General features: G+C 46.7%; 16 protein-coding genes. 11 read left to right on the forward strand and 5 right to left on the reverse strand.

Annotated features, from left to right (window positions below):
• The first annotated feature begins 183 nt into the window (after nt 1–183).
• Entirely contained in the window at nt 184–1,512 is a 1,329-nt protein-coding gene (locus QUB12_RS28705) for a GH39 family glycosyl hydrolase (RefSeq protein ID WP_333143725.1), read from the forward strand.
• A 337-nt stretch (nt 1,513–1,849) separates the two neighbouring features.
• On the opposite strand, the gene QUB12_RS28710 is transcribed toward QUB12_RS28705, so the two are convergent.
• Nucleotides 1,850–2,149, reverse strand: coding sequence for a contact-dependent growth inhibition system immunity protein (locus QUB12_RS28710; protein WP_333143726.1), 300 nt, complete (start codon nt 2,147–2,149; stop codon nt 1,850–1,852).
• On the reverse strand, nt 2,146–2,685 hold the full coding sequence (locus QUB12_RS28715) for an RNase A-like domain-containing protein (RefSeq protein ID WP_333143727.1): 540 nt from the start codon (nt 2,683–2,685) through the stop codon (nt 2,146–2,148). Before QUB12_RS28715 ends, QUB12_RS28710 begins: the two co-directional genes overlap by 4 nt.
• A gap of 547 nt (nt 2,686–3,232) precedes the next feature.
• On the opposite strand from QUB12_RS28715, the gene rfbF reads away from it, so the two are divergent.
• From rfbF to QUB12_RS28740, 5 genes are all read left to right on the forward strand, one after another.
• The gene (rfbF, locus tag QUB12_RS28720; protein WP_333309453.1) at nt 3,233–4,009 is read left to right on the forward strand and encodes a glucose-1-phosphate cytidylyltransferase; all 777 of its coding nucleotides are present in this window, start codon (nt 3,233–3,235) and stop codon (nt 4,007–4,009) included.
• Between the two features lie 185 nt (nt 4,010–4,194).
• A complete protein-coding gene (locus QUB12_RS28725) occupies nt 4,195–5,259 on the forward strand; it encodes an acyl-CoA dehydrogenase family protein (RefSeq protein ID WP_333309456.1) in 1,065 nt (354 codons plus the stop codon).
• A gap of 98 nt (nt 5,260–5,357) precedes the next feature.
• A complete protein-coding gene (locus tag QUB12_RS28730; RefSeq protein WP_333309459.1) occupies nt 5,358–6,089 on the forward strand; it encodes a cyclase family protein in 732 nt (243 codons plus the stop codon).
• 248 nt (nt 6,090–6,337) lie between these two features.
• Nucleotides 6,338–7,084: a DUF1995 family protein gene (locus QUB12_RS28735; RefSeq protein WP_333309461.1), complete on the forward strand. Its 747-nt coding sequence runs from the start codon at nt 6,338–6,340 to the stop codon at nt 7,082–7,084.
• Nucleotides 7,085–7,420: 336 nt separating this feature from the next.
• The gene (locus tag QUB12_RS28740) at nt 7,421–8,191 is read left to right on the forward strand and encodes a metallophosphoesterase family protein (protein ID WP_333199212.1); all 771 of its coding nucleotides are present in this window, start codon (nt 7,421–7,423) and stop codon (nt 8,189–8,191) included.
• Nucleotides 8,192–8,498: 307 nt separating this feature from the next.
• On the opposite strand, the gene QUB12_RS28745 is transcribed toward QUB12_RS28740, so the two are convergent.
• Nucleotides 8,499–9,350, reverse strand: a complete 852-nt coding sequence (locus QUB12_RS28745; RefSeq protein ID WP_333309492.1) for a M48 family metallopeptidase — start codon at nt 9,348–9,350, stop codon at nt 8,499–8,501.
• A gap of 373 nt (nt 9,351–9,723) precedes the next feature.
• Here QUB12_RS28745 and QUB12_RS28750 point away from each other — a divergent pair, with 373 nt between their 5' ends.
• On the forward strand, nt 9,724–10,248 hold the full coding sequence (locus tag QUB12_RS28750) for a DUF4330 domain-containing protein (protein ID WP_333143735.1): 525 nt from the start codon (nt 9,724–9,726) through the stop codon (nt 10,246–10,248).
• Between the two features lie 189 nt (nt 10,249–10,437).
• Here the strand turns inward: QUB12_RS28750 and QUB12_RS28755 are convergent, their stop codons facing one another.
• A complete protein-coding gene (locus tag QUB12_RS28755; protein ID WP_333309464.1) occupies nt 10,438–11,343 on the reverse strand; it encodes an alpha/beta hydrolase in 906 nt (301 codons plus the stop codon).
• A gap of 565 nt (nt 11,344–11,908) precedes the next feature.
• Here QUB12_RS28755 and QUB12_RS28760 point away from each other — a divergent pair.
• On the forward strand, nt 11,909–12,487 hold the full coding sequence (locus QUB12_RS28760; RefSeq protein ID WP_333309467.1) for a hypothetical protein: 579 nt from the start codon (nt 11,909–11,911) through the stop codon (nt 12,485–12,487).
• Here QUB12_RS28760 and QUB12_RS28765 read toward each other — a convergent pair.
• Nucleotides 12,455–13,408 (reverse strand): hypothetical protein, encoded by a 954-nt coding sequence (locus QUB12_RS28765; protein ID WP_333143738.1) that lies wholly within the window; start codon nt 13,406–13,408, stop codon nt 12,455–12,457. The two genes, QUB12_RS28760 and QUB12_RS28765, sit on opposite strands and share 33 nt — an antisense overlap.
• A gap of 1,115 nt (nt 13,409–14,523) precedes the next feature.
• Here QUB12_RS28765 and QUB12_RS28770 point away from each other — a divergent pair.
• From QUB12_RS28770 to QUB12_RS28780, 3 genes are all read left to right on the forward strand, one after another.
• Nucleotides 14,524–15,426 carry an MBL fold metallo-hydrolase gene (locus QUB12_RS28770; RefSeq protein WP_333309468.1) on the forward strand — a complete coding sequence of 301 codons (903 nt, stop codon included), beginning with the start codon at nt 14,524–14,526 and terminating at the stop codon, nt 15,424–15,426.
• A 393-nt stretch (nt 15,427–15,819) separates the two neighbouring features.
• Nucleotides 15,820–17,022: a bifunctional riboflavin kinase/FAD synthetase gene (locus QUB12_RS28775; RefSeq protein ID WP_333143740.1), complete on the forward strand. Its 1,203-nt coding sequence runs from the start codon at nt 15,820–15,822 to the stop codon at nt 17,020–17,022.
• Between the two features lie 287 nt (nt 17,023–17,309).
• Complete coding sequence (locus QUB12_RS28780) at nt 17,310–18,218, forward strand: MoxR family ATPase (protein WP_333143741.1); 909 nt, start codon at nt 17,310–17,312, stop codon at nt 18,216–18,218.
• Nucleotides 18,219–18,532: the final 314 nt, after the last annotated feature.

Consider the following 18,532-nt stretch of genomic DNA (forward strand, 5'->3'; position numbering starts at 1 on the left):
GGTTTTTAGCTGGCATTTTTGTAGAGATTGACTAAACTCCTTTTTTATTATACCCTATTTAAAGGTACAACAGCTTACAGGGTTTTGAAGTGTTTTCATCGGTTCGTTAAAACTGAGCTCTTGCAGCATTCTTAGGAACGGGCTCTCCGGCCCCTTCCACAAAACATCAACCAAAGAAAAGATATGCAATTTACATTCAAGTTCCCACGTATTAATAAACTGCTGCCAATTTGTTTAGCTATTGTCACTGTTCTGTTAATAGCCTATTTGGGACAGCCAAGAGCGATCGCCCAACTGCGATCGAACGTTACAGTAGATTTTGGACAGCCAGCCACCGGTACAATTTCCATGAGCGGCATCCTGCACGGAATCGATACCGCAAAACCCCCGGATAGTTCTATCAAACCCTTGCAGCCCAAACTTTGGCGGGCGGGGAGACTCGATATTTACGATCGCATAATCGCCAGCGGAGCCGAGTTTCAGTTAGTAGTTAGCGACTTGTGGGGCTACGGTAGCAATCCCAATGGCTGGCCCTATCAAAACTACCCCGCCTGGGAAGCATTCGTGCGGCAATTAGCTCAGCAAAATAAAGGCAAAAAAATTATTTGGGATGTATGGAATGAGCCAGATTGGAAAGATCCATTTTGGAACGGAAGCAGAGAACAATTCTTTGAAACTTACAAAAGAGCTTACAAAATCTTGCGGGAAGAATTGGGGCCGTCAGCAATGATTGGCGGGCCGAGCCTCGGCCGCTACAGCAAAGAATATCTCGCCGCTTTTTTGGATTACTGCAAGGCTAACAAACTTGAAGTTAATTTCCTCTCATGGCACGAACTTAACGACACGATGATTTTATTTGTTGACGATCACGTAATTGAGGCTAAACGCAATTTTCAGCAAAGTCCCTCTTACAAGGAACTGAAATTGCAAAAAATTTACGTCAACGAAATTGTCGGGAACTTAGCGCAGTACCAGCCGGGGGAAATCTTAGGTTATTTGTATAACTTAGAGTATGCAAAAGCTGACGGTGCTTGCAGAGCTTGTTGGGATACTAAAGGGCCAAATAAAGTTAGCAATTGCTTCAATAATACGCTGAGTGGGATGGTCACGCCTAATACTTTTGAGCCAAGAGCAGCTTGGTGGGCTTACAAAGCTTATGCTGACGGAGTTAATTCGCGGGTGCGGAGTTGGTCAAATAACAATCGCCTTGTCGCTTTAGCCAGCAAGTCAAATCCTGAAGGTAAAGCACAGGTACTTTTAGGTTATTTCGACCCCAATTTTTCCTCAGCAACAACGGTAACATTAACCCTCGGCAATTTGGAGCAGCTAGGTATTCAAAGGGGTCAGAAAATAACTCTAAAGTTAGAAAAGATTCCCAACAATCAAGAAGGATCCGTGCCAAAGCTTGTCACCGTTAAAGAAGAAAGTTTTTCCGTGGGTAGCGGCAGCTTGGCTTATGTTATCCCTAATTTCAACGTCCACGAAGGCTACTTATTGACGGTTAGCAAGTGAGCTAGCTATCCTATTAGATTGTGAACAACTTGTAGAGACACTCCAAAAGCCCATTGGTGTCTACTTAACGTTAAACCGATAGTCCGACAGGGGTTGAAACCCCTGCCTCAAAGCTGAAGTCCTCTAAAAGAGGACTAATGAATTATTCAGTCCTCTTTTAGAGGACTTTGGCTATAAGCCCCGTGGAATTCATTCCCTGGCGGACTGGCGGGTAGGCGCGAGGACTAGCGGACGAAAAGCTTAATTTGACACGCATTGGGCACGGCGCCGTGTCCTTACAAATATATAGACAAATTGTGGGACAGGGCACTACCGCGTCCTTACAAATATATAGATTTTAGCTGGGATTATTCAAAGATTTTTGCACCGATTCCAACCATTCTCGGACTGTTTGATTTTCGGATTGTGGGTCGTAGTAACACCCTAATTCATCGAGGATGAATGCTTCTAAATCGGCGGGGGCGATCGGCATTTCTAGCAGTTTGCTGATCTCTTGCGATGCAGCTTCAACACTTGGGCGCGGTTCGCTGCTGCGGTAGTTGTTCACTACATCGCTGGGAGTGTCAGCTTCTAACGGCCAGTCTTGGTGAAAGTAGGAACTGAAAAATTGGGTTAAATGAGGAAATTGATCGATCATTGGGGATAAGCTGTGAGAATAAAGTATCCGGGAGGTAATTTGGCGCGGCGCTGGAGGACGATTCTCAGGCGAGATGTTGAAGTTGCTTTGGAGGCGCGGCGACGCACAGTAATGCCAATTATTCTGTTGGCATTGTAGTCGATCGTATAACGATTGCCTCGACTTTTCACCCAAGAGTCGATCGCACTTTGATTTCTGTTCATTGCTTCTGCAATAGCCGCTTCGGCGACGGAACGATCAGTAAAAGAAGATGCGGCAGGAATTCTCGTTTCGCTTGCGAGTCGCTGTGCTAGTTGTGCTTCTGTTTTACCAACGTGTCTCTCTAAAGTGTGTCCTCCTGCTGATTCGTGAAAGTCTAATCCGCCGCCCGGTATGTTGGGTACAAAAGCTATGGTGGTTTGTGATATGGTTGAGATTTTCGGTGCAACAACCGTGGCGTAAACACCCGGTATAGCCGATTGGAATAATATAATTATTGAGGCGATCGCACACAGGATACCTAAAAACTTTTTTAGGCGATCGAGTTGAGTTTTCATTGCTGTTGAATCTCTTCCTTATATTTAGTAGAGGTGTTGGCTTTGTTTGTCTATTTCCTAATCTACCATTCGTAATACCAATTTAATGTGAAGTTGCACATATCTCGATCCCCCTCGCATACCCCCTACTCCCCCTTAATAAGGGGGACGAAAGAGAAGAATCTTGTCCCCCCCTTAGTAGGGGCGGTGCCCCCGTGCCCGCCCTCTTGGCTAGGGGGAATCGGATTCTATGCAACCTCATAAAAAATTGGTATAAGTTAGAAATAGCGCGCCGCATTTAAATATACGGTGTGCAGTGCGCGACCTACGGTTAAGTAGAAATTTCCCGCAATATTTAAATACATTGTTCTGGGCGCGCACCCTAGGATTATTCATAAATAGACGTAAATAGAGGGGGCTGGGCGCCCAGCATACGATTATTGAGAATAGTTTGTGATTTCTGTGGTTTACAAAGCTTCACTCACTATGAGAAAAAGTTAATAATTCTTTGAATAAATCACTGATTATTGATGATAAATTAATTAATCATCTTTAAAAAATTGAAAAAATGCAAGTAGTTATCCTAGCAGGTGGTCTCGGTACTCGTCTCAGAGAAGAAACAGAATTTCGTCCCAAACCCTTAGTTGAGGTGGGGGGGCATCCAATTATTTGGCACATCATGAAGATATATGCACACTACGGTTTCCAAGACTTTATTGTGTGCTTGGGCTATCGCGGCAACATGATTAAAGAATATTTCCTCAATTATGAAGCCATGAACAATGACTTTACTATCTGTCTGGGACGCCAAAATATTATCACTTATCACGAGGAGCATCTTGAACAAGATTTTAAGGTGACACTGGCTGAAACTGGCGCGGAAAGCATGACAGGAGGGCGGGTAAAACGAATCGAAAAATATATCGATCGCGAGAATTTCATGGTGACATACGGCGATGGAGTTGCTGATGTCGATATTGACGCCTTGATGGATTTTCACAAGTCTCACGGTAAGCTGGCAACTGTCACTACATTTCGCCCGATTTCTCGCTTTGGAATTTTGGATGTAGACAGCGATAGCCGCGTAGTACAGTTTTCTGAGAAACCTCAAATAGATGGCTGGATCAGTGTTGGATATATGATATTTAACCGCCGGGTATTTGACTATTTGGGGGGAGATGATTGTATTTTAGAACAGGAGCCGATGCAGCGTTTGGCTGCAGACGGACAGTTGATGGCTTACCGTCATGACGGCTTTTTCTTTGCGATGGATACTTTTCGAGAGTACAAGTATTTAAACGAACTTTGGGATGAAGGGAAGGCTCCTTGGAAAGTGTGGCAATGAGTTAGTTTTGGCATTCTCAGTCAGCCTTTTATGAACAGGCAAGATGCCCGTTCCACAATAGATAGAATTTATTTCTTGTGGAACAGGCATCTTGCCTGTTCTTGATAAGGGTGCACAATGTGAGGAAATAAGTAGGGACACGGCACTGCCGCGTCCCTACCTCTGCTATAAAATAATTATAAAACATGGATTTTCAAGATATTCTCAACACCACAGAAACTTACCTACAAAAGTGCGTTTCACCCCACGCGGAAATTATCGACAGCGACTCGGAAGCCCTGAAAACAGCAGTTGCGGGATTGGAAGATCGATCGCTCTTAGCATTGCGAGTTCCCCAAAAATGGGGCGGTGCCGAAATTGCACCGGAGATTTTTTACAAATATCAGGAATTGACGGCTCGATATTCCGGCGCTTTGTCTTTCCTGCAAACTCAGCACCACAGCGCAACTGCGATGATTGCCAACAGCGACAATGAAATGCTAAAAAGCAGATACTTGCCCGCGATCGCCCAAAAAGAGTTACGCTTGGGTATTGGGTTTTCGCATTTGAGGCGATCGGGCAATCCGGCCGTCACCGCAACTCCCACAAAAGATGGCTATTTACTGTTAGGAAAAGTTCCTTGGGTAACAGGTTTTCGCTTGTTTCAAAAGTTTATTGTAGCGGCGGTACTTCCTGACGAACGCGCTGTTTTCGGTTTAGTGCCTTTTGCCAATATTGAAGGCGAATATGGTAAAATATCTTGTAGCGAAATCATGCAGTTAATCGCCATGAACTCGACTAATACTGTGACAGCAACTCTCGATAATTGGTTGCTGCATGAATCGGAAATAATTTCAGTTAAACCTGTCGGCTGGATTTCGGAAAACGACAGCAAAAATATACTGAATTTTGTTCCGGGTACTTTTGGCTGTATTCGAGCGGGATTAGATGTAATTGCAGCAGCGGCGGCTGCTAAGAATTCACCTTTTATAACGGCGGCTTGCCAAAAACTAGAGCAAAAGCTCGATCGGCTAAAACAGAATTTCTCACAATCTCAACATAGCTCGAAAGCAGAACAATTAGCGTTGCGAGCTCAAGCCATTGATTTAGCGGTGCGTTGCGGGCACGCTGCAGTTGCAGTTTCTAGCGGCGCTGCTAACGGTGTGCTACACCCCGCCGGGAGAGTTTATCGAGAAGCTTTGGTGTATACTGTTTCCGGGCAAACAAAGGATGTGATGGAAGCAACGCTCGATCGACTAATCGAATTTTAGATTTTAGATTTTAGATTTTAGATTTTAGATTTTAGATTTATCTCGCAGAAGGTCAAAAGATCAACTTGGTTTAATAAATAATAGATATATTTAACCTGATGATAAACAACTTTAACTCAAATAACTTAAAAACGATCGCCTACAGCAAAATTGTAGACTTAACCCATTCAATTCACCCAAATATTCCCATTTGGCCAGGAGATCCAGCGACAGAAATTGCCACAGTATCTCAAATAGAAACAGACGGGTATTTCCTGCGAAAATTTTCGATGGGTGAACACAGTGGCACTCACATCAACGCACCCAACAGCTTTTATGCAGGAGGCGCCAGCATTGATAATTATTCCCCGCAGTCGCTCGTTGTGCCCGCAATTGCGATCGACATCCGAGAGCAAAGTCTTGCCAATCCCGACTACACTTTAACAATTGATGATATATTGACTTGGGAACGGCAGCACAAACTTATAGAACCGGCAAATCTAGTTTTATTGTATACTGGGTGGCAAGAAAAATGGGAGGACGAGAAAGCATTTTTCAACCGAGACGATCGCGGAATTTGCCACTTTCCGGGATTTGGCAAAGCAGCCACTCAATTTTTGCTAGAAGAACGCTCTATCGCGGGAGTTGGAACCGACACTCACGGAGTCGATACCGGGCGAGATGAAAGTTTTGCGGTTAACAAATTGGTATTGGAAAAGCAGCGAATAGTGCTGGAAAATCTAGCAAATCTAGACTTGTTACCTGCGGCTGAAATGACTTTAGTTATCGGAATATTGCGCCTTTTGGGAGGTTCCGGTTCACCCGTGTCGGTGTTAGCTTTTGTTGCTTGAGGCGGTAAAACTTAGATATTGCATTATGCTCCAGAACGGGCAAGATGCCCGTTCCACAAAGAGTCAATTTTTTTTGTGGAACAGGCCGAAAAGCCTGTTCCTAAACGGAAAGCCGGATGCCCTTTCCACAAAGAGTGAATTTTCTTGTGGAACGGGCATCTTGCCCCTTCATAAATAGGTAATTGAGAATGGTGCAATATCTCAGGTAAAATTAGATTGAGAGAAGTCGAGTAAAAACAATAAGATTAATGACAGAACTGCCCAAGGATCTCAACGAGGCGATCGCCCAATCCCGCATTGCAACCGCCGCTGCCCTCTCGGACGGCAAAACTCTACTGCAAGTCGAATTAGTATTTCCAGAAATCGCCCTGCAAGCACAGTCTATCACCCTACAATTCCTCCCAGAATTTGAGGAAATCTACCCCGGAGTAAAAGTATTTTTTCCCGACACCGGTGCGGCAGCCCTCGCGCGCCGTGACTGGGGAGAAACACCGTTTAAAGTCACTGATTTAGGCAGCAGTCGTACTCCTGTTGAAGATAAAATAGCGCCGGAAGATCAACTTTTCATTTTGATCAATCCAGCAGCCGTAGAAGTTGCCCAAGTCGAAAAACTTTACATAGCTGCGGCCGGTCGCCCAGTAATTCTACTCAACCCGCGCCTCGAAGATGTTGCCACCATAGGTATAGGCTATGCGGGCCGCCAATTGCGCGATCGATTCCTCAGCAAAATCGAATCCTGCTACTATATCAGACCCCTAGACACTGCTGCTTTATTCCGCTGCTACCCCCAATCCTGGCAAGTGTGGTTGGAAACAAACGACGAATACAAACTAATTTCTGAAACCGCCCAAAAACCTGTCGGAGACGATTTAGAGCGGATTTTAGCCGCTTCTCTCCCAAGCGCCGATCCTGACTCCACCGCACCTGCAAAACCTCTAAAAAAGAAAGGTTTTTTGGCAGAACTCCAGACATTCCTCAAAGCTTTGACTCAGTAACAATAGTTAAGGCTCGATCGTATTTTAGGGGGTATCAGCTAGGATTATTTTCGACTTAATCGGTCGGCTAATCGCTGATGCACCCTACACCCTAGCGCGTGAAATAACTCAAAGCTTTGCCTCAGTAACAGCAGTTGCAGAAGCACAATTAACAGCTTGCCTGTGTTTCTACCAGTAGCTACGCAAACAGAGACTGGCGAGCTTTACAGAATCTTTATACAAAGCAGTATAATGGGTGACACCCCTCCACCGTAAAAGAGGGGAGGCAAATAGCAGCAAAATCAGATGCTATAAGCTAGAGATGGGGCTTTTGAGTCAGGGAAGCGGATAAACACAATGGAGCATCGGCGCATTGTTATCGGGGACGTACACGGGCATTACGACGGCTTAATGACCCTGCTAGAGGCACTTGCCCCCAGCTCGAACGATCGCGTCTATTTTTTGGGAGACTTAATCGATCGTGGCCCCAAAAGCGCTCAGGTATTAGATTTTGTGCAGCAAAGCCCCTACCAAACTCTGTTGGGCAACCACGAACAACTGATGCTGGAGGCTTTGTCGGGGACGCCTATGGATATGCGAGCGTGGCAATCTTGGCTATACAGTGGTGGCGATGCGACAGTAGCGAGCTACAGAGATACAGGGATGATGCCGTATAAACACTTAGAGTGGCTGCGATCGCTCCCCACGCACCTGGACTTAGGGGACATCTGGCTGGTTCACGCCGGCGTTGACCCCCATCTGTCGATCGATGAACAGTCGATCGAACAACTGTGTTGGATTCGCAGGGAATTTCACACCATGTCGAAACCCTATTTTCCCAATAAATTAATTATTACCGGTCACACGATCACCTTTACCTTTCATGGGGTCAGACCGGGCGAATTAGTCAGGGGCGAAGGGTGGTTGGATATTGACACGGGTGCTTATCATCCCAAAAGCGGCTGGCTGACAGGATTTGACCTCAGCTACCGCAGAGTTTATCAAGTAAATGTATTTAACAATCAAGTCCGAATTTTGCCGTTTGACGAAGTTGTCAGGCAATTGAAGCCGCAGCCGATTGCACCCCCCCAAGCTGCGATCGATTCTATTGTTCAACAGCAGTGTTAAATCAATTTGTAGTTTTAGGGTATGTCAGTTTAAGTCGGATCTATCTTATATCTTGCACCATTGTCAATAATTCTTTTATGAACAGGCTTTCCGGCCTGTTCCACAAGAAAATTTATCTCTTGTGGAACGGGCCGGAGAGCCCGTTCTTGAGAATGGTGCAAGATGTGATATCTATTAAATCGCAATTAACTTGCTGCTGACTTACCCTAGTAACTGGATTTGTTTTTTAATCAACCGCGAAGACGCGAAGATCGCGAAGTAAGAAAAGAGAAGAGAAGAGAAGAGATTGCCTGACTGATTTACATTTCTACGAGCCCAAAAGCCTGCGGATTTCTAGCCTGTAATCCTCATTATTCAAACCTTCACCGCTAGCAAGATCCGGATCTATAGCCTGTGAAATAGCAGCAATGCGATCGCCAGTTGCCGGGTGAGTGCTCAAAATGCTAGGAGGAGAAGGCTTGTTGAGCAACTTTTTCATAAAATCAACCATCCCAGATTGAGCGTAGCCCGCTCGCCCCATAGTTTGCAATCCCAACTGATCGGCTTCATACTCAGCTTGGCGACTGTGGGGGCGCCGCAAGGCCAATTCCACCCCAATCTGAACCGCCTGAGAGCGATCGAGTCCAGTCGCCGAAGCTACACCTGAAGCTATGGCCATTTGACGCATTTGTTTAATCGCGTGGCGAGCATTAATGTGAGCGATTTCGTGGGCGATCACACTGGCCAATTCTGCCTCATTGTCCGCCGCCGTCATCAAACCTTTATTCACATAAACAAAACCGCCCATAGTTGCAAAAGCATTAATCGCGTCGTCGTCAATGACTTGAAAAGTATAAGGAATATTCGGGCGAGTGCTTTCTTGAGCGAGTCGTTGACCGATGCGGTTGATATATTCTGTAGTGTCCCGATCGCGGTCAATCTTAAACTCGCTGTTGGTTAACTGCTGATTAATTTGTCGGCCAATAGTCACCTCTTGGCGATCGGACATATTCGACAATTGAATAACTTGAATGCCTCGGAAAATCAGTTCAGGCAAAGAAAATGCTTGAGTCGGTTCCGGGGAAACCACCCAGATACCCGCAGCCACCATCAGGGACAGAAACAGATAAATCCCCCGGCCACAAGTACGCCGGCAAGTCAACCAAAAATTTTTTAACATGAGTGATACGTGCCAGAAGTTAGATAAAATTGTAGGAAAAACTCGAAAAGTCACTAAATAGGCAGACGCAATTTGAGGCTGCTTAGTTGCTATTCTAGCTTTTTGCCAATTTTTCACCCCCCCACCAGCTTCTGGGCGATCGGCCCGCAGCCCAACCAACCGCCGTCAACTGCCTTCTGGGTTAAGTGCCCCAGTCATGCGGATTTGGGGCGATCGTTGTGGTAATATCTTTTAGCTTCAGGACTTACGCATCAATAAAGTATGTCATTGCCAGCGGTAGCTCAGCAATAGCAGCATCTGTTTTTCATCGATGTCTGTGTAAGTCCTGAGCTTGTAAACATACTCCTGTCGCTATCAGTATAATAGGCGATTTATGAAAATTTTGGATTCTCAAGGCCGACTGTTCGGCAAACTCAGCATCCTAGACGTAGCTGCAGCTCTAATCGTACTGCTAGTTGCAGTCGGAATCTTCTTCTTTCCCGGCACTTCTGGCGGTTCCGTCGCCCAAGTCGGCACCAGTGTCAAACCTGTAGAAATTGATGCAATTGCGATCGGTCTCAAAGGAACAAACGTTCAAGATTTGTTCAAAGCTGGCGATAAAATCAATGTAGTGATCCGCAATCAACCCTCCGGTCAGATTACCATTAAATCTGTCAAAACTCTCACCAGAACCCTAGCAGTTCCTCAGCCCAACGGCACTCTGAAAGCTCTCCCCGATCCCAGAGAAGAAGAATCCTTCAGCAAAAATATGATGTTTACCTTAGAGGGAAAAGGTCAACTTACTGAAAATGGCCCGGTTTTAGGTAATACGAAAGTCAAAATTGGCACTACGCTAGAGCTTGAAGGCAACAAGTACATTTTCAACGCCAGCGTTATCGACGTGCGAGTAAAAGAGTAGTCAGTAGTCAGTAGTCAGTAGTCAGTAGTCAGTAGTCAGTAGTCAGTAGTCAGTAGTCAGTAGTCAGTAGTCATTGCTAATGGGAAGAGGGAATTCATATTCCTTCTTCCTTCTATCCTTTACATCCTTTACATCCGTTACATCCGTTACATCCGTTACATCCGTTACAAAATCCGTTGCCGAACTTCTTTACCCTTCCGAAAGCAATTTTAAGTATTGCTTAATTAAGCCAATCGTGACAGCGGGAATTTCTAACTGCGGAGTCAAACCTACGTTTTCCAGACGTTGAAAAACTTTGATTACTTCGGGGTTGAGATTTGCCAACCGCTGGCCGATATCGGGCCCGGTAAACTGCGATTTTTCTCCCCAAATAATCGCTGTCGGCGTTGTTAGCTGAGTGATGTACAGCGACAAATCAAAGCACAAATCTCCCCGCACAAAAGACAGGGCTGCGTATTCTGCATTTGGTTCCAAAGCAGATTCGAGGTAAGCATCAACAATTTCTTGGTAAACGCGACGCGAATCGGCAAATTGGCGTTGTTCTAGGAAGCTACGGATGCCGCCGTCTGTGGCGATTCCGGTACTGTAGAGCAAGCGATCTAAAATCGGCGTGTTGACTAGCTTAGCGAAGAAACTGCTGCCGTAATCTTGTCCGAAGTCCGACAAACCGCTGGGTATGGTCAAAATTAGGGATTTGAAGAGATCCGGCCGTGCGATCGCAGCTCGAATCGCGATCGCCCCTGTTAGCGAAGAAGCAATCACCTCTGTCGGACTACCGCAAGTTTTTTCGATAAATTCGATCAACGTTGTGATATAATCTTCAACCTGATAATTTCTTGCCGGATGTTCCGATCGCCCCCAACCGATTAAATCCGGTGCTAAAATTCGATATTCTGTCGCAAAAGCCGGATAAACTTTCGACCATTCGTAGGCACTCGACCCGCCGCCAAAACCGTGAAAAAATACTAAGTTGGGCTTATTTTCCGAAGTTGAGGTCGGCAACCCCATCCAAGGCATTTTTTCAGCAGTGTAGTAGACCATTCTGCCGAGAGAAGTAACTATCGAGCGCTGACCGAAGCCGAGGGGTACAAGCATAAACTAACCTTAATCGCTGTTATATTTTAGATTCTTTTCCGTCGCCCCGTCTTTATTTAAAAAACTTGCAAAGCTGGTGGCGTTTTTGTAAAGATTGAGTAATGATTTAAATCTATTTTAGTACAGGTGAAGCGTGAAACTACAGACAGCAAGTAAGTTTTGCGATTTGGGCAATTCGGCTGTGTAGTTATCCTTACCCTTGCAAACTACCGCCGATCGGAGATAATAGCAAAATGATGGGTAAGACCCCTCAACAAAATAGAGTCGGTTCGCCAACCCCGAAAGCAAGCGCTCGGAAAGGAGGACTATTAGAACTCGCTTTCAGGCAGGCGGCAGGTTTGCCGACGCTCGCCAATCACAAATCATTAATCACGATATTTTGCGGAGCAGTGGCTTTTGAGGTCGAAAGTCTTTGTTGGAGGGCGGGTGATGGGGTTTCGATTCCTAATTGCAGGTTTGGCAATCACGGGCCTCGCCGTTATCAATTCCAAAACAGAAGAAACAACTAATCTCAGGGAGGTCTACTAAAATGCAACTGCTCAGAAAAAGGGATCGCGAGGGTTTTATGGTTGATGCGAAAAGTCTTCAATCAGACGGGTTTGCAGAATTTGATACAGCCTATCGAAGCATGGATTTAAACAGCAAAAAGTCTTTTGTCGCCACTCCAGAACGCTCAGCCGCCGGGTCAGAGGTGCGATCGCGCGCCACGGTACCTGCGATCGTCCGGGTAGCTTTAGAAGACTTGAAATGCTTTGAAGTAGTAGAACACCAGTTTGCACATTGGGGGGTTACTTTTAGCAATGCCGTCGCCATCCAACCTTCAAACCCAGCATTTTTCACAGGTTCTGGGGCAACAGTGTTAATGGGAGCCCCCAAAAGCGGACTGATAGAAGTAACTTTTAAGTATCCAGTTCGCTGGGTGTCAGGACTTGTCACCAGTTCGCGACGAACTGTTTTATCTGCTTGTGATATTGACGGCAACCCAATTGTTCAGGATGAAATGCCGGCGCCCAATCTGATCGGGTCTAATTCTCCGATCGACCCTAGGGCTCCCCTACGCGTAAAAGCTCCGAATATTCATAAAATTACTTTTTACGCTTTTGATGGTCAGCTAATAGTCGATGACTTGACTTTTGGATTTTAAAGCCATGCCATAAGTAGCGTCCCAAGTCTGCAAACCTTCGAGAAGGGCATTGCGGACTAAAGCTTCTGGTTCCCGACTCAGCATCAGGCGAAAGCACTCGGCAGCGCGGGAACGGGCGATCCTCTGCGAGGGCTTCGCTAACGAACTTTTGACAGAGCTCACAGGGCCAAACCCACCCTGATTCACCAAATCGGTCATTTGCCGCACTGCAATCAAACGCTTCACGGGGTCAGCATCAGTCAAATCCGCCAAGATGCGATCGAGCACCACTTCATCTTTTGCGGCCCCCAGACTCAACCCTTGCCGCAGCAACAGCCAGGGAATCGCGATCGTGCCCAAATTCTGCAAAATTAGGCTCAAAGCCATCCAGTGGCTGCTTGAGTCAGCCCAAATCGCCAAACTCATGTAAGCGCCCAAGGTAGCAATGCCGCCGGTGCCGACGGCTAAAACGAAGCGGCGGTTCGGGCCCTCCCAAAATTGTTCGCCTTTTGCTCGCAGCAATTGCCAGTCCCACGACTGCCCTCGGTAAACCAGCATCATCGCTGCTATCCCCAGGCCTGTGGAAAACAGTAACTGACTGTTCCACCACCCCCAAACTGCTGCCAGGGTGACAACTGCCAGCCAACCTTTCGATCGAGTCAAACTCTCTAGCAGCCACTTGAGAAACGCAGTAGAAACCACAGGCGATCGGGCCCGATCGCTCTTGCCATCTGCCCCCCAGCGCATTGTTTCGGCAGTCCGACCTGTGGCTGTTGGGGTTCCCGGCGGGCGATCGTCCGAACTAAATTTCCTCAAAGCTTGGCCATCCGTCATTTCTACAGACAGGTCGCTCAAGGGGAGATTACCGAGTTCCAAAGTGCGATCGGACACTTTCACAGGCGATCTATTCAGCTTGCTTGTAGTTTTTTTAACTTGATTCATACTGACTTTTTTGAAAAAAAACTTAAAGTTATCCAGGCGTTTTTAGCAGTGATTTAGATTCTCGGCAAACAAGAGTCTAAGACTCTATGATACCCGAAATTCAAACCCGTGGCCAGTACCGCAACTGCGCCGAATTCCGAGAAATCCTTACCAAAAATAGAGCTATTGAAGATAGTTGAGAAAAGCACCACAGGTTAACAGGGAATATTTCTGCATCACTCTTGAGACAGAATGCCGATCGGAGTTGGCATGATGGCAAAAACTCGAAATTTTTTAATTTCCGAAAATAGGGGAATTTTGAGTGATTCAATTCGTCCGCCAAGAAATGCAGGACGAAAATTTAGCCTTTTGCCCGCAGGCTGGGGATGTCGCTGCTACCCGGTGTCAGATGAGGCTGGGTTCAGCTTGACCGCTAGCGGGACGAACCGCCGCCTCTGGGCGGGCAGACAATCCAGACAGTATTGCTTGATAATTAATAGCAGAAGCATTCCTAAACTGCTAAGATTTTGGAATTAATGGGAGTTGAGTTAGTTAAACCGGGTTCTGCTAAAAAGGAGTCCCTGATGCTCATGGGCAGGGGTTAAATGGCGGGACCATCTCAAGTCGGGTAAATTAACCGTCATTCTTGTAGAGGCGCCTTTAGGCCCGATCGGCAACATCAGCCAGATATCGGCGCAAAACAGCCCCGACACCTGCATATTATGGTCGCTCAACCGGACTAGATAGCAGGAAAGCCATCATCCGCGTTCCAACCCGTAAAGCAGCAGGGCAAACAAGCAACCGCGCGATCAGGTTCGGCAAATGCGGAGGCTGGAACAAACAGCGGCTTTTGACCAAACTCAGACAGAACTGCTGCCCCAAAGTGTGTCTGCGGAGGTTAGGCTAGTGAAGAGAGGAAAAGAATAGTTACGATCGAGACTTGATTAGTCTACCTTGTAATTTATTGCTCAGTTGTCAAGCCCAACAGTTTTGCATTCTCGCGATGAGCGAGACTCTTGGCACTTCCAACAAGTGGGGAACTCGACCGTCAAAGAACTTGGGTTTGATGGTAAAGCCCTTAGTAATATGTAAACACCTTACCGATAACTCGCCGGAACAATCTTGCAAGAAAACCCATGTCTAGTATGCAAAACCAATTCACGGTTCACTTCTGGGGCGTTAGAGGTAGCATAGCGTCTCCCGGAGCAGAAACAGTACGTTACGGGGGCAACACGCCCTGTGTAGAAATGCGAGTGGGTGACAGTCGCCTAATTTTCGATGGCGGTACTGGATTGCGGGTTTTGGGACAAACTCTTCTGTCCCAGATGCCCGTAAAAGCTCATATGTTTTTTACTCACTCTCACTGGGATCACATTCAAGGATTCCCATTTTTTGTCCCAGCTTTTATTCCTGGGAACTGCTTTCACATCTATGGGGCTATTGCTCCTAATAAGGCTACTATCCAGCAGCGCCTCCACGACCAGATGCTGCACCCCAATTTTCCGGTACCCCTGCAAATTATGGGGGCAGACCTGAAATTTAACGATATAGAAGTGGGCAAACCGCTGGAAATCGGAGAGATTAAGGTGGAAACTGCTTTGCTCAACCATCCGGGCGAAGCTATAGGCTACCGCGTAAACTGGCGGGGGTATTCGGCTGCTTACGTGACTGATACCGAACATTTTCCCGATCGTTTAGACGAAAATGTGCTGTATTTAGCTCAGGATGCTGATGTGCTGATCTACGACGCTACTTATACCGATGAGGAGTATTATGCGGAGAAGAGCAGCAAGGTCGGCTGGGGACATTCGACTTGGCAGGAAGCGGTGAAGGTGGCAAAGGCTGCTAATGTCAAAAAGTTGGTGATTTTTCACCACGACCCGCTGCACAATGACGAGTTTTTAGACAGGGTGGGAGAAGAAGTGGCTCAAAGGTTCCCGAATAGTTTGATGGCGCGGGAAGGTTTGTCGTTACAATTGCTGCCTCCTGATAACGATTTGTCTGAAGCGTTGGTGCAAGCGCCTCAAGTGTCTGTCTGATGGATTTGAGATTGTCAGATGGTTCTGAAATCTAGATCTGTGAAATCTGACATTTAAGCGAGGGCTGACCGAAAGCATCCAGGATACAAGCCCCCGGATTCATTCCGAAAGCAGACTCAGGACCGGTGAAATAAAAAACCTGTATCCCATGAAACTTGCCCCCCGAATTTATCCGTGGGGTCAATGCTTCAATCGAAAATCTAAAATCTAAAATCTAAAATCGATTGACCTCAGTCAAAGACGGATACCGTGCCACGTACTCCTGTCGTGGAAAACCAAAAAGTTTAGACCAAAGTTCAACCTTCCAGATTTATCTGTGGAGTAAAATCTAAAATCTAAAATCTAAAATCGACTGGCGATCGCAATCTGGCTAAGTATGTCAAAATTTTAAGCGTGTGGGTAACTTCTTCTTGTACCGCTGCTCTGACTCCAACTTCTGTTGCCTTGGGAAACTTTGATGGTTTGCACCTAGGGCATCGACAAGTCGTGCAGCCAATTTTAAATCGATCGCCTGGGCAAAATTCTGCGACGGTTATTGCGTCGGGGCAAAACTTGCTCTCCAACGCTGGCAGAGATGAAAATTTGGAAAGCGAACATCCGGCGACCTGCGAAAATGACTCAGCAGCACCGCCCGATAGAGCCGACAGCCGCCATAATTTCGATGGTTTGATAGGCCCTAGGGCAGAGGGCAACAGCCTCTCTGGGATCGATTCTGATGGGGTCGATCGGCTTTACGGCACTGTGGTGACATTCGATCCGCACCCGCAAGAATTTTTTACGGGTCAACCGAAAAAACTGCTGACACCTCTGGCAGAAAAGGTAGAATTGCTCGCAGCAATGGGCGTCGAGCAACTTGTGCTGCTGCCGTTCGATCGAGAACTTGCGGCTTTGACTGCTTCTGAGTTTGTCGAGGAAATTTTGGTGCGACAACTAAAAGCGAGTCGAATTAGTGTGGGGGTTGATTTTCGGTTTGGACGGGGACGCGCTGGAACGGCTGTGGATTTGCAGTCGATCGCCTCTGGTTACGGTATTGATGTTGCTCTTGTACCGCTGCATAATTGCGGTGAGGGCGATCGGATCAGCAGTTCTGCAATCCGCGAAGGTCTGGCATCCGGCGACCTCACAAGAGCGAATCAGTTGTTGGGGCGACCTTACAGTTTAGTCGGAACTGTGGTTGGGGGACAGCGGCTGGGTAGGACGATCGGATTTCCTACTGCTAATATCGAACTGCCGCCGGAAAAATTTTTGCCACGTTTTGGCGTGTACGCGGTGCGAGTCTCGGTGAAGCATGGAGGGGAAAAGATGAAAGAGGAAAGTTCTTCCTATCAGCGGGAAAATCCCAAATCTATAATCCCCGGCATAGCATCAAATTTATTTTTTGTCAATGGGGTGATGAATGTTGGCTGCCGCCCCACGGTAGACGGCCTGCAACCCACTGTGGAAGTTCACCTGTTAGATTGGTCTGGGGATTTGTACGGTCAAACCTTGAGCGCGAGTTTGGTAGAGTTTTTGCGACCCGAACAAAAATTCGCTTCTCTGGAAGCTCTCAAAACTCAAATTCAGGCAGATTGTGATATTGCTAGAAGCGTATTATAGCCTAGGGCATAGGGCATAGGGCATAGGGCATAGGGCATAGGGCATAGGGCATAGGGCATAGGACTCGTCCCCATACCTCACCACGCTTGAGAACCGCTATAGCTGCTAAAGTCTAATAATTATGCGATCTAGAACGGGCGATCGGTTTTAAAAATGGTGCAAGATGAGTCAGACTAAATTCTAGTTGTACAAATACGAAGTCCGCAAGGCAAAGACTCAAGATTTTGGCAATCTTGATATCTTTTCGACAATTAGCAATTAGCAATTAACAATTAGAAATCAGGGATATGAGACAAAATATTGAGCGGCTAAAACAAAATCTAGGCAAAACTATTGTTGGCAAAGCGGATGCTATTCGCTTGGTGCTGGTAGCCGTGCTTTCGGGCGGTCACGCGCTGCTGGAAGACGTGCCGGGTGTGGGAAAAACGCTGCTGGCGAAGTCTTTGGCGCGATCGATCGATGGCAAGTTTCAGCGGATTCAGTGCACTCCCGATTTGTTACCGACGGACATCACCGGTACTAATATTTGGAATCCGCGCAGCGGAGAGTTTGAGTTTTTGCCCGGGCCAGTTTTTGCTAATGTTTTGCTTGCCGATGAAATCAATCGGGCGACGCCGCGAACTCAGTCAGCTTTGCTGGAAGTGATGGAAGAAAAGCAGGTGACAGTAGATGGAGTTTCTCGAAATGTTCCGACGCCGTTTTTTGTGATTGCGACTCAGAACCCGATCGAATATCAAGGCACTTTTCCGCTGCCGGAAGCCCAGATGGATCGGTTTACTTTGTCTTTGACTTTGGGCTATCCCGCTGCGTTGGAAGAGTTGCAAATGTTGGAACGGCTTTCTGATAGTTTTGCTGTTGAAGATTTGCAGCCTTGTATTTCTTTGGAAGAAGTGCAGGAATTGCGCCGTTTGTGCGCTGGTGTGAAGGTGGAAGGCTCTTTGAAACAGTATATTGTAGATTTGGTGCGATCGACGCGGGAGGATGAGGAGATTACTCTGGGGGTGAGTCCCCGGGGTGCGGTGGCTTTGCACCGGGCCTTGCAGGCTTTGGCGTTTATGGAGGGCCGGGATTATGGGACTCCTGATGATGTGAAATATTTGGCACCGCACGTACTTTCTCACCGATTAATTCCGGCAGGGGGAAAGAGGGCTAAGGCGATTGTTGACAAGTTGTTGCGGTCTGTTCCTATTCCTTAAAAAGTTTGTAAGTAGGTTGCTTTAATTAAAGGAACAGGCAAGATGCCTGTTCCACAAACAATTACAACTTAATTAAAGGAACAGGCTTTCCGGCCTGTTCCACAAACAATTAATTTTCCTGTGGAGTGGGCAGGAGAACCCGCCCTTGAAAGACTTATTAATCATGGTGCAATATCTCATATCAAACCCGGTAGCATCGTCGGGCGTCAAATCCAGTCAACCGTCAACAATCACGGACGCTGCAACCGGAATTGATAGAATTCATCTGCGTTAATCTGTGTTAATCTGCCTGTATCTGCAGTTAAAAAAAGAGC

The organism is Microcoleus sp. B7-D4 (genome assembly GCF_036705125.1).
GTDB lineage: Bacteria > Cyanobacteriota > Cyanobacteriia > Cyanobacteriales > Microcoleaceae > Microcoleus.